Below are 12220 nucleotides of genomic sequence, written 5' to 3'. Positions count from 1 at the left end.
GCCGGGGTCTGCGGCGCCCGGTGTGGTCAGCGCAAAGTCAGGTGGGGGCCATCACCCATGGCGAATGCACGGCAAGGATCTCCAGCCAGCGTTGCGGTTGAAGGCGCATCCACTTCACTGCTTGCGGTGGATGATCAGGTTGCGCTTGGCGTCTTCGGGGTAGGCAAAGGTGATGGCGCCGTTCTTGACCATGCCCATGACCAGCATGTTGCGCGTGATCGCGTCCTTGTCCTGCACGCTGAAGGGCTTGTCGTAGGTGGTGACCACGCCGTAGTAGGTCTTCATCTTGCCCTCCAGCGACTCCTTGATGGCTTTGCCGGTGAGGTTGCCGTCGCGGATGCCGAGGAAGGAATACATCAGCAGGTAAGTGGCGTCGTAGGCGTTGGCCGCTGCCATGGGCACGGCCACCTTGCCGTGGTACTTGCGGGTGTAGCTCGACAGGAACGATGCACGGCGCTCGTTGCTGGGCTCGGCGATGAAGGTCTGCACCATGAGCGCGCCCTCGGCCGCGTCCTTGGCGCCTTCGAGGAAGAAGGGGAAGGACAGTGGCCACGGCCCCACCTGCGGCACCTTCCAGCCCAGGGCCTTCTTGCCGTTGGCGATGGTGGCGTTTTCCGGCCCCACGGTGTAGCTGTAGACCACGTTGGCGCCCGCGTTGCGCGCGGCGGTCAGCTCGGCCGTGAGGTCCTTCACCCCCAGGTCAAAACGCGCCACATGCACGGGCTTGAGGTTCTTGGCCGCCAGCGCGGCCACCACGTCGTTGTAGCCGCCTTCGCCATAGCCGGTCTTGTCGGCAAAGATGGCGACCTTGTCCCAGCCGCGCTTGACGATGTCGTCCACCAGGAAGGGCGCCTGGATCGCGTCGCGCGCCTGCACGCGGAAGATGTAGCTGTCGGGCGCGGGGTATTTGGCCGTCACGGCAGTGCCCGTGGCGCAGGGCACGATGAGGGGGCTGGCGGCGCCCTGGAACAGGTCGATGGCCTTGAGCGCCACGCCGGTGTTGCAAAAGCCGATGGTGGCGACCACTTTTTCATTGAGCAGTTCCTGCGACACCTTACGCCCCTGGTCGGGGTCGGCCGTGTCGTCCTTGATGACCAGTTCCAGCGGGCGGCCCAGATAGCCGCCCACGGCATTGATTTCGTCCACCGCCAGCTTGATGCCGTTGAGCATGGGCACGCCAAAATCGGCCGATGGCCCGGTGAACGGCCCCACGACTCCCACGCGCACAGGCACGGTGCTGCCGATCTGGGCCTGTGCCGGCAGCAGGGCCGTGCAGGCCAGTACACCGGATGCCACCACAGCGCTCCATGCGCGAAGGTGCACACAGCGGCGGCGTGCGTCCGGGATGCCCGGTGCGGCGGTCTGAGCGGTGGAGGGCTGGTCAGTGGGGTTCATGGCGGGGCTCGGTTCTCTACACCAGCATCCCGGCAAGAGATGCACTGGCCTGCGAGTATCAAATTGTGAAAACAAAGCCCCTAGCGGGGTTTCCCGGAGCGTCCGGCCCGCCAGGTGCCGGTGGCGCCCACCCGTCAGGGGCCTGTCAGCCGCCCGCCCGGCACACGCGGTCCACCCCGACTGGGCACGGGCTAGACAGGCTGCCGGACCGCGCCGGTATCATTGCGCCCTTGCACGGCCTGACCCGGCCGCGCCACCACCCGCCCCTGGGCATGCGCCGCCCACACCCGCCCTCCCTGTCCCGCTCCCCGCTGCTCTGCTGCCCTCCCTCCCATGTCTGCCGGTCTCAATCTCGCCCAGCTCCAGGCTGTCCACTACACCGACGGGGCTTGCCTCGTGCTGGCCGGGGCGGGCTCGGGCAAGACGCGGGTGATCACCATGAAGATCGCCCACATGATCGAAAAGGGCATGGACCCCAAGCGCATTGCGGCCATCACCTTCACGAACAAGGCTGCCGCCGAAATGCGCGAGCGCGCCAAGGGCCTGATCGGCCGGCGCGCCAAGGATGTGCTGGTGTGCACCTTCCACGCCCTGGGCGTGCGCATGGTGCGCGAGGACGGCCATGTGCTGGGCCTCAAACCCCAGTTCAGCATCCTCGACGCCGATGACGTGACGGGCATTCTGAAAGAAGCCTCGGGCGGCACCACCGACATGGCCACCGCGCGCCAATGGCAGTGGGTCATCAGCAAGTGGAAGAACATGGGCCTGACTTCCGAGCAGGCGCTGGCCCAGGCGGCGGACGACAACGAACGCATCATCGCCACGCTGATGGCCCGGTATGAAGAGCGCCTGGCGGCCTACCAGAGCGTGGACTTTGACGACCTGATCGGCATGCCGCTGCGGCTGCTGCGCGACTTCCCGGAGGTGCGTGCCAAGTGGCAGGCGGCCCTGGGCCATGTGCTGGTGGACGAGTACCAGGACACCAACGCCACGCAGTACGAGCTGCTCAAGCTGCTGGTGGGCGAAAAGGGGCACTTCACCGCCGTGGGCGACGACGACCAGTCCATCTACGGCTGGCGCGGCGCGACGCTGGACAATCTCAAGAAGTTGCCGGTGGACTACCCCCACCTCAAGGTCATCAAGCTGGAGCAGAACTACCGCTCCACCAGCGCCATCCTGCGTGCGGCCAACAACGTGATCGGGCCCAACCCGAAGCTGTTCCCCAAAACCCTGTTCAGCGAACTGGGCGAAGGCGAGCCCGTGCGGGTGGTGGACGCCGACAGCGAAGAACACGAAGCCGAGCGCGCCGTGGCCCGCATCCAGAGCCTGCGTGCGGCCAGCAACCCGCCACCGGACTGGAAGAGTTTTGCCATCCTGTACCGCGCCAATCACCAGGCCAAGCCGTTCGAGAAGGCGCTGCGCAAGGCCAATATTCCGTACAAGGTGTCGGGCGGCACCAGCTTTTTCGACCGCGCCGAAATCAAGGACCTGTGCGCCTGGTTTCGCCTGTGGATCAACAACGACGACGACCCGGCGTTTCTGCGCGCCATCACCACGCCCAAGCGCGGCATCGGCCACACCACGCTGGCGGCTCTGGGCGCGTTTGCCACGCAGCACAAGCAGAGCATGTTCGGCGCGCTGTTCAACGGCATGCTGCCTGCCGCTGTGCCCAAGCGCGCCATGGACGGCCTGCACGAATTCGGCCGCTACATCAACTACCTGGAGTACAGCGCGCGCCGCACCCATGGCGCCGAAGAGGCCCGCGCCTTTTTGAACGAATGGCTCAAGGAAATTGGCTACGAGCAGCACCTGTACGACAACGAAGACAGCGAAAAAGTGGCGGCCGCCCGCTGGAGCAACGTGATGGAGTTCTGCGACTGGATGGCCCAGCGCGCGGGCGGGCAGATCGACGATACGGCCGGTGCCGTGGTGGCCAAGGAGACCAAGAGCCTGCTGGAGGTGTCGCAGACCATTGCGCTGCTCTCCACCATCAGCGAGCGCGAGCAGGAGCAGGACATGGTCACGCTCTCGACCCTGCACGCCAGCAAGGGGCTGGAGTGGCCGCATGTGGTGCTGGTGGGCGTGACCGAGGGCATGCTGCCCTTCAAGCTCGACGACGACGAAGGCCGACAGCAGAAGGTGAGCGACGACACGCTGCAGCGCCTGCAGGAAGAGCGCCGCCTGATGTACGTGGGCATCACCCGCGCCCAGCGCACCCTGGCCGTGAGCTGGACCAAGCGGCGCAAGAAGGGCCGCGAGATGGTGGCCGCACAACCGAGCCGCTTCATCGCCGAAATGGGCCTGGACAAGACCACCGCCCGCGAAGACCCGCGCGAGAAGCTCAAGGCATTGCGCGCCGAATTTGCGGCCAAGGCCCAGGCCACCACCGCAGCCACTGCAGCCGCAGCCGCCACCCCGGAATGAGCGCCCCACCGCAGCCACGGCACCCACCACAACGCACTCCACCCATGGCGCCCGACACCCACCGACACACGCCGCTGTTGGCGGTTGCTTTTGTTTTGATAGCTATCAGCGCTTATCCTACAAGCGCCAGTAGCCAAAATGACCCAAAATCCACGGCAGCATGCCCGTCGGCGGCAGACATGGACCACCAGCACCTGCAAGGGCGCTGGCTGGCCCAACTGCAGGGCGCAGCACCGGATGCACCTGGCGCCACCGCCACACTGCAACTGGGCCCGCATCCCGAGCTGGCACAGAGCGTGCGTGGCACCGTGCAAAGAGATGGCGCCACGGCGCAGGTCAGCGGAGACGTCGATGGCGGCGACCTGATGCTGGAAGAATCGATCAATGGCACGAACATCAGCGCCACCTGGACAGGCCAGGTGGTCGATGGAAGTTGCGGCAAGGAAATACGCGGAACATGGAACAACGCCAACCCCACCCCTTCGGCCCCCTCGGCTCCTTTTGTGCTGCGCAAGCAGGTGGACTGGCAATGACGGCCGCGCCAGCCTCACCTCGCCGCAGCGGCGGCCACCGGCGTGGCACGCTGGCCCTGCTGGTGGCCGCTGCGCTGACGCCTGCCGGCGCCGCGCTGGCGCAGACCCCGCCTGCTGGCGGCTCGGCCACCCCGAGCGGCGACGCTGCCTGGCGCCGCTGCGCCGCCCTGTCCAGTGACAATCAGGCGCGCCTGGCCTGCTTTGACCAGTGGGCCACCGACCAGCAAGGCTGGAACGCGCCTGGCGCCACGGCGTCGGCCTCGACAGACGTGCCGCCCCCGGTGGACACCACGCTACCCGCCACCCGTGTGATTGACGTGGCCCGCACCGAGGGCTGCCGCGATCCGCAGTACAGCGACCTCTCGCGCTTCTGGGAACTGGAGTCGGGCAGCGACTGCGGCACCTTCAGCTTCCGGGGCTACCGGCCCATCACTGTGTCGGTGGTGGCGTCAAGCAATGTGAACCGCCAGCCCACGTCGGATGCAGCCGACCATTCGGCCACCGAGTCCACGCCCTACCGCCGCACCGAGAACCGCATCCAGCTGTCGGTGCGTACCAAGGTTGCGCAAGGGCTGCTGACCCAGGGACATCCCACGCTCAAGGACTCGGTGTGGTTCGGCTACTCCCAGCAGTCGTACTGGCAGCTGTTCACCCCCGAGATCTCGCGCCCCTTCCGCGCCACCGACCACGAGCCCGAGGTCATGTATGTCTACCCCACCACGGCACAACTGCCGTTTGGCTGGAAGTGGCGCTACAGCGGCATCGGACTGGTGCACCAGTCCAACGGCCAGAGCAAGCCCCTGTCGCGCAGCTGGAACCGCGCCTACCTGATGACGGGCATGGAGCTGGGCAACAGCGTCAGCGTGAACGCGCGCATCTGGAAGCGCATCCCCGAAAGCTCGGGCAGCGACGACAACCCCGGCATCAGTGACTACATCGGTCGGGGTGAGCTGTCGGCATTCTGGAACGTCAACAAGGAGAACACGGTGGGCGCCACGCTGCGCCACTCGTTGTCGAGCAGCGACCGAGGCTCGGTCCGCCTGGAATGGCTGCAGACCGTGGGCACGGGCCTGTTTGGCAACAAGAGCAACCTGCGCCTGCACACGCAGCTGTTCAGCGGCTACGGCGACAGCATGATCGACTACAACCGCAAACGCACGGTGTTCAGCGTGGGGTTGAGTCTGGTGGACTTCTAGAGTCCATCCCCCTGAGGCGCTGCGCACCTTCCCCCTTCTCTCGAATGGCTGCGCCATTCGGGAAGGGGGACGCAGCCCTCGCTGCAGGGCGGCCCTTGCTCGGCTGCCCGCGCCTGGGGCTGCGCCAGTCTCACAGGCTGCGCACAAGGCAAAGCGCAGCGAACTCCGCGCTGGATTGTTCACAACTCGTTACGACATCGTCCTTAAGTTTCGTGTGAAGGCGCCGACAGGCCGCCACAATGGCACGCGCACAGAAACCGGCGTGGCCATCTGTGAGAGGCGTTCAAAAAGAGCCCCTTTCCCACCGTTTTACCTGCCATTGCCCGCACCGTGCGCCCTCGACAATGCCGACAAAGAGGAACACACCCATGGACATGCAATACCAGCTCAAGGCAGGCAGCTACTACCTCTACGACATGCGCGAGGCGCCCAGTGCCGTCACGGGTGAGCGCAGGTTCAAGCTCAAGACCGACACGGTGGCCATTGCGTTCGATGCGCACACGGGCGAGGTGCACCAGCATGGCAGCCCCACGCGCATCCAGTCCTGGGCCAACAACACGCGCCGCCGCCTGCGCGCTGCTGGGGCGCAGGACATGGCCAACGACATCGTGGTGGTGTCGGGCCCACTGCCGGTGGACGAACTCAACAAATGCCTGTGGGTGCGCGGCTATGTGCGCCGCATGTTCTCGCGCCTGGCCACCTTGCCCCACGGCAAGCTGCAGCGCCCTGCGGAGCCGTTTCGCAAGGCAGCCTGAAACCAGGCGAGCTTCCTCAAAGATCCCGATCAGGGCCGCACACAGCGGCCCTTTTCTTTTCTGGGAGCGCTCAGGCCTCCGAGTCCTCGGCCATGTCGCTGTCTGTGTTCTCCAGCACCTCGGCGTGTTTGACGATGGTCACCGGCACCGGGCTGGCATGCGCCACCTCCTGCGACACCGAACCCAGCAGCGCACTGGTGATGGCGCCCTGGCCCTTGGCGCCGATGATGACCATGTCGCAGCCCGAGCGCTCGATCATGTCCACCAGCGTGTGCGCCACATCGCCCACACCCACATCGGTTTCATAAGCCACCCCGGCCGCATCGAGCAGTGCGCGCGCCGGCGCCATGAGATGGTCACCCGCCTCCAGGCTGGCGGCGGCGATCAGGTCGGGGTCGCGCGTGGTCACCAGTTCGTACAGCGTGGCGGGCTCCTGCACGTTGGCCAGCACCATGGTGGCCTGGAGCCCCTGGCCCACCAGCGCCAGTGCGTGGTGCACGCCATCCAGGGAGAGTTCGGAGCCGTCCACGGCGATGAGGATTTTGAGCATGGTGTTCTCCTTGTAGTACCTTGATCCAGTGTAGCCACGGCCTCGTCGAAAACCCGTCCATAACCTTGAGCGAGGTCAGGGTAGCCTGTCTGGGACAATGCCGCCCATCATGCTGCAGTTCGACCTCCTCAAAACCGACCCCACCAGCCACGCACGCCGTGGCACGCTCACGCTCAACCATGGCGTGGTGCAAACCCCCATCTTCATGCCCGTGGGCACCTATGGCACCGTCAAGGGCGTGATGCCGCGCAGCCTGCACGACATGGGCGCGCAGATCATCCTGGGCAACACCTTCCACCTGTGGATGCGCCCGGGCCTCGATGTAATGCAGAGCTTTGGCGGCCTGCACGGCTTTGAAAAATGGGACAAGCCCATCCTCACCGACTCCGGCGGCTTCCAGGTCTGGAGCCTGGGCGCCATGCGCAAGATCACCGAAGAAGGCGTGACCTTTGCCAGCCCCGTCAATGGCGACAAGCTCTTCATGTCGCCCGAGGTGAGCATGCAGATCCAGACCACGCTCAACTCCGACATCGTCATGCAACTTGACGAGTGCACGCCGTACGAGACCAAGGGCCACAAGACCACCGAGGCCGAGGCGCGCAAGAGCATGGAAATGAGCCTGCGCTGGGCCAAGCGCTCGCGCGATGAGTTCCAGCGGCTTCAGAACCCCAACGCCCTCTTTGGCATCGTGCAGGGCGGCATGTTCAAGAACCTGCGCCAGGAGTCGCTGGAGCGCCTGGTCGAGATGGACTTCCCCGGCTACGCCGTGGGTGGTGTGAGCGTGGGCGAGCCCAAGGACGAGATGCTGGACATCATGGCCCACACGCCCCACCGCCTGCCCGCACACAAGCCGCGCTACCTGATGGGCGTGGGCACGCCCGAAGACCTGGTGCAGGGCGTGGCCGACGGCGTGGACATGTTCGACTGCGTGATGCCCACGCGCAACGCGCGCAACGGCACGATGTTCACGCGCTTTGGCGACCTCAAAATCCGCAACGCGCGCCACAAGGCCGACCACCGGCCGATGGACACCAGCTGCACCTGCTACGCCTGCGCGGGCAGTTCGGGCGTGTCGTGGGACGATGGCGGGCGCGAGGGCTTCAGCCGCGCCTACCTGCACCACCTGGACCGCTGCGGCGAGATGCTGGGCCCCATGCTGACCACCGTGCACAACCTGCACTACTACCTGAACCTGATGCGCGAGGTGCGCGAGTCGCTGGACGCGGGCACGTTCGCCGAATTCCGTGCACGCTTCAAGACCGAGCGCGCACGGGGCGTGTAAGCACAGCCAATAGCTATAAAAATAATAGCTATTGGCGCTTGATAGATAAGCGCCAGAGGCCAAAATCATCCAAAATCTCCTGCACCACCTGCTGCGCTGGCCCGCCCGCATGCTGACCGGCCTGGGCAGCGGGCTGCTGGCGCTGCTGATCCTGTTCGAGGAATGGGGTTGGGAGCCGCTGCAGCGCCTGCTGGCGCGCATCGGCCGCTGGCCCGGCCTGCGCTGGATTGAAGGCTGCGTGCGCGCCCTGCCCCCCTGGGCGGCGGTGGCGGTGTTTCTGCTGCCCACGGCACTGCTGCTGCCCGTCAAGCTGCTGGCCCTGTGGGCGGTGGGCCGGGGGCACGTGGTACTGGGCATGCTGGTGATCGTGCTGGCCAAGGTGGTGGGCACCGCCGTGGTGGCGCGGCTGTTCAGCCTGACCCAGCCCGCCCTGATGCAGCTGCACTGGTTTGCCTGGACCTATGCCCACTGGATGCGCCTCAAGCACGCGGTGCTGGAGCGCGCCCGCGCCTCGTGGGCATGGCGCGTGGCGCGGGTGGTGCGGCGGCAATGGCGGCTGCGCTGGCACAGGCTTCGCGCCAGGTAATGTTGGGTAGCGCCAGGGTAGCGCCCGCCGCTGTTTTGCTGCCAAGATATGCGCTCCCGCAAAAGCCCTCCCCAACGTCATCCCCCACCGCCACCGCATTGCGACATGGGTATGCAGCTTGACCTCCCGACCATCCTCCTGCTCTACAAGACCGCGCTGGTGGCGGGGGCGCTGAGCATCTTTCATGTCAGCCGCCATTCGTGCCGCCCGCAAGGGCTCAAGCCCCTGGCAGCCGCCTACTTGCTTCTGGCCGTGGGTGCCGAACTGGCAGGCCAGGGTGAATATTCCATGCTGCCGCTCTGGTTCTGGACCCACACCAGCCTGCTGCTCGGGGCACTGGGGTACACCCTCTTCTGGGCAGGTGCACGGGCACTGAGCGGCCGCAGGCGCGTCCTGCCTGCGGTGCTGATACTGGTTTCCGGAGGCTGGCTGGTGCTGGGCCTGGTCACGCAGTTTCCGCTGGACAACCTGCTGCGCGCAGGCGCCTTCCACCTGACCGCCGCAGTGTCACTGACCGCGGCAGCCTGGGAGGTGTGGCACGACCGCCGCACCGAATCCCTGCCATCGCGTCCCCTGCTGGCCGGGCTGCTCCTGGCCAGCGCGGGCACCTTTGCCCTGCAGCTGTTGTACATCGCCACGCACACCGCCAGCCCACAGGGTTTTGCGCTGGCATTCTCCGTGCAGATGTTCTGCCACTTTGGCGTTGCGCTCATGGTCTCGTCCCTCTCCAACGAGCGCGCCGAAGTGCGCCTGGAAAAAGTGGCGCAGACCGACACGCTCACGGGCGTGGGCAACCGCCGCTGGGCCATGTCCATGCTGCCCGCGCGGCTGCCCGTGGGCAGCGCCATCGCGCAGCTCGACCTGGACCACTTCAAGCACATCAATGACCGCTTCGGCCATGCGGCGGGCGACCGCGTGCTGGTCGCCACGGCCGACGCACTTCGCCACCAGCTGCGCGATTCGGACCTGCTGGCCCGCATGGGCGGTGAAGAGTTCCTGGTCTACCTGCCGGACGCCAGCGCCAGTGCTGCAAGCGCCATCGCCCAGCGCCTGTGCGGGGCCGTGCAGCACATCCGGCTGTCCGAGCTGGGCGAGGACATCCCCGTCACCGTGAGCATTGGACTGGCCTGCGTGACCTCCGCCGGCGGAACCTGGGCCGACTGGCTGGCTGCGGCCGACCGGGCGCTCTACGACGCCAAGCGCGCGGGCCGCAACCGCGTGGTGACAACGCACGAGCGCGCTACCTGAAACCGGTCCTTCTCACCCGAGCCGCGCCGCTGACCTGCGGCAGAATCCCACCCCATGCCCGCACCGCCCTATGCCGCCCTGAACGAAGCGCTGGAGCTGGCCTTTAACCTGGCCCCGGTGGGCATGTGCGTGACGCGCGAGCGCAGCATCGAGATCTGCAACGACGCCTTTGCCCACATGTTCGGCCACGAGCAGGCCGAGCTGCTGGGCCAGCCGCTGGCGCCGCTGTACCCTTCGTTCGAAGAGTTCACCCACACGGGCCACCTGGGCCTGCAGGCGATGAAGGCGTCGGGAAGTTATGCGGATGAGCGCATCATGCGACGGCGCGATGGCTCGCTGTTCTGGTGCCACGTGGTGGGCCGGGCACTGGACCGGTCGGACCCGTTTGCACGGGCGGTGTGGATGTTCGAGGACATCTCGCACCGCCGCCCCGTGAGCACGCCGCTGACCCTGCGCGAGCGCGAAATCGCCCAGCACATCGTCACCGGCGCCACCAGCAAGCAGATCGGGCGCTACCTGGACATCAGCCACCGCACGGTGGACGCCCACCGCGCGCGGCTCATGCGCAAGCTGGGGGCCAGCAGCACGGGGGAGCTGGTGGCGCTGCTGCTGGGCAACACCTGAGAGCTGGCAACGATCTCACAGGCAATCATCAACAATTGTTTCCCCAGCCAACGCTGCGGAGTCTCCCGCGCACCCGGCCCGGGGACAATCGGCACTGACGCGCGCGCCGCTCCCCGCCCATCAACTGCTGCCCCCATGTACCGCCCTTTTTTGCTCCACCGCCCTCTTTCGCCGCCCCTGGCCTGGCTGGGTTTGTCCGTGCTGACCTTCGCCGCCTGCCTGGTGGGCATCTTTGCGCGGCCCATCGGTTTTCTGTCGGTCTTCTGGCCCGCCAATGCGCTGCTGCTGGGCCTGCTGGTGCGTTATCCCAGGCTGGCGCGCCCGCCAGCCTGGGTAGCTGCCGCCGTGGGCTATGTGGCGGCAGACCTGGTGACGGGCAGCTCCTGGTCCATGGCCCTGTGGCTCAACGGCGCCAACCTGCTGGGCGCCACCGCGGGCTGGCTGGTGTTGCGTCGGCTGGACGAACGCATCCGGCGCCTGCAACGCACCATCTCTGCCCTCTACCTGCTGCTGGCTGCGCTGGCAGCCAGTGCCGTGGGGGCACTGGCTGGCTGCGGCGCCGCGCCGGTCTACTTCAACAGCCCGTGGACCGACCTGCTGTCCCTGTGGTTCAGCACCGAACTCATGAACTACATGCTCATCGTGCCGGTGGTGCTGGCCGCGCCGCGCGCCGACGACCCGCCGCCCGCAACGCAGGAGGTCCCCCTGATCTGGCGTGTGGCACCGGTCAGCTCGCTGCTGCTGGCCGAAGGCGTGCGCACCGTGATCGGGGGGCCCGGCATGCTGGCCTTTGTGGTGCCAGGGCTGCTGTGGTGCGCGCTCAGCTACAGCCCGTTTGTCTCCAGCCTGCTGTCGCTGGTGGTGTGCCTGTGGACCATGGCCGGCGTGGCCACCGGCGTGCTCAACTTCACGCCAGCCCATGCCAGCGACGTGTTCTCGCTGCGTGTGGGCGTCACGCTGCTGGCACTGGGGCCGCTCGCCGTGGCATGCGCCAGCGCGGCGCGCGCCGAAGCCCTGCGCCGCCTGGACCACGCCGTGCGCCACGACGACCTGACCGGTGTGCTTGCGCGGCGCGCGTTCCTGCAGCAAGGTGAGCGCTTGCTAGCGCGCTACCAGCGCGAATCTGCCGGGTTGGCCGTGTTGATGGTGGACGTGGACCACTTCAAGCAGGTCAACGACCAGCTGGGACACGGTGCGGGCGACCAGCTTCTGATTGGCATCGCCCAGGCCATGACCAGTGCGCTGCGCCCCCAGGATGTTCTAGGCCGCCTGGGTGGCGAGGAGTTTGCGGTGGTGCTGCCCGATGCCTCGCCCGCCGAGGCCCACGCGATCGCAGAACGGCTGCGCACGGTGGTGGAACAGCGGCCCTTTGGTACTGCGCAAGCACCCGAGCAGCACGCCACGGTCAGCATCGGCCTGGTGCACAGCGCCTCGCTGGGCGGCGACGCCGACCTGGACACGCTGCTGCTCGCCGCCGATGCAGCGCTCTACCGGGCCAAGGCGGAGGGGCGCAACCGGGTGATGACAGGGTAGGTCCAAGCGCGCCCCCGCGCCTCCGCAAAGCGCCCCCCTGCGGGGAGGGCGCCGGTGGTACGACAGGGGCTGGCTCCATGAAAGCTCGGGCTTT

At 66.9% G+C, this 12220-nt stretch carries 11 protein-coding genes; 9 read left to right on the top strand and 2 right to left on the bottom strand.

Going from position 1 to position 12220, the window contains the following annotated elements:
• Positions 1-114: 114 nt before the first annotated feature.
• A complete protein-coding gene (locus ACQ4MJ_RS24750) occupies positions 115-1395 on the bottom strand; it encodes an ABC transporter substrate-binding protein (protein WP_431150905.1) in 1281 nt (426 codons plus the stop codon).
• A gap of 333 nt (positions 1396-1728) precedes the next feature.
• Here ACQ4MJ_RS24750 and ACQ4MJ_RS24745 point away from each other — a divergent pair, with 333 nt between their 5' ends.
• The 4 genes from ACQ4MJ_RS24745 (at position 1729) to ACQ4MJ_RS24730 (ending at position 6303) form a co-directional block, all read left to right on the top strand.
• Positions 1729-3819 carry an ATP-dependent helicase gene (locus ACQ4MJ_RS24745; RefSeq protein ID WP_121508396.1) on the top strand — a complete coding sequence of 697 codons (2091 nt, stop codon included), beginning with the start codon at positions 1729-1731 and terminating at the stop codon, positions 3817-3819.
• Positions 3820-3998: 179 nt separating this feature from the next.
• Positions 3999-4352, top strand: a complete 354-nt coding sequence (locus tag ACQ4MJ_RS24740; protein ID WP_431150906.1) for a hypothetical protein — start codon at positions 3999-4001, stop codon at positions 4350-4352.
• Positions 4349-5548, top strand: a complete 1200-nt coding sequence (locus tag ACQ4MJ_RS24735; RefSeq protein WP_202907095.1) for a phospholipase A — start codon at positions 4349-4351, stop codon at positions 5546-5548. Before ACQ4MJ_RS24740 ends, ACQ4MJ_RS24735 begins: the two co-directional genes overlap by 4 nt.
• 368 nt (positions 5549-5916) lie before the next feature.
• Positions 5917-6303: a hypothetical protein gene (locus ACQ4MJ_RS24730; RefSeq protein WP_055392926.1), complete on the top strand. Its 387-nt coding sequence runs from the start codon at positions 5917-5919 to the stop codon at positions 6301-6303.
• 70 nt (positions 6304-6373) lie between these two features.
• Here ACQ4MJ_RS24730 and ACQ4MJ_RS24725 read toward each other — a convergent pair whose 3' ends face one another.
• Positions 6374-6853 carry a universal stress protein gene (locus ACQ4MJ_RS24725; RefSeq protein WP_055392923.1) on the bottom strand — a complete coding sequence of 160 codons (480 nt, stop codon included), beginning with the start codon at positions 6851-6853 and terminating at the stop codon, positions 6374-6376.
• 109 nt (positions 6854-6962) lie between these two features.
• On the opposite strand from ACQ4MJ_RS24725, the gene tgt reads away from it, so the two are divergent.
• The 5 genes from tgt to ACQ4MJ_RS24700 all read left to right on the top strand — a co-directional run bounded on the left by tgt (position 6963) and on the right by ACQ4MJ_RS24700 (position 12126).
• Entirely contained in the window at positions 6963-8135 is a 1173-nt protein-coding gene (tgt, locus tag ACQ4MJ_RS24720; protein WP_431150908.1) for a tRNA guanosine(34) transglycosylase Tgt, read from the top strand.
• 109 nt (positions 8136-8244) lie between these two features.
• The gene (locus tag ACQ4MJ_RS24715; protein ID WP_228899054.1) at positions 8245-8721 is read left to right on the top strand and encodes a hypothetical protein; all 477 of its coding nucleotides are present in this window, start codon (positions 8245-8247) and stop codon (positions 8719-8721) included.
• 111 nt (positions 8722-8832) lie between these two features.
• Positions 8833-9969 carry a diguanylate cyclase gene (locus tag ACQ4MJ_RS24710; protein WP_431150909.1) on the top strand — a complete coding sequence of 379 codons (1137 nt, stop codon included), beginning with the start codon at positions 8833-8835 and terminating at the stop codon, positions 9967-9969.
• A 54-nt stretch (positions 9970-10023) separates the two neighbouring features.
• On the top strand, positions 10024-10593 hold the full coding sequence (locus ACQ4MJ_RS24705; protein ID WP_055392918.1) for a LuxR C-terminal-related transcriptional regulator: 570 nt from the start codon (positions 10024-10026) through the stop codon (positions 10591-10593).
• Between the two features lie 135 nt (positions 10594-10728).
• The gene (locus ACQ4MJ_RS24700) at positions 10729-12126 is read left to right on the top strand and encodes a diguanylate cyclase (RefSeq protein WP_431150910.1); all 1398 of its coding nucleotides are present in this window, start codon (positions 10729-10731) and stop codon (positions 12124-12126) included.
• The last annotated feature ends 94 nt before the right edge of the window (positions 12127-12220 follow it).

It is taken from the genome of Acidovorax facilis, from assembly GCF_050626955.1.
Lineage (GTDB): Bacteria > Pseudomonadota > Gammaproteobacteria > Burkholderiales > Burkholderiaceae_C > Acidovorax > Acidovorax facilis.
This window is presented reverse-complemented; position numbering and strand designations above follow the sequence as displayed.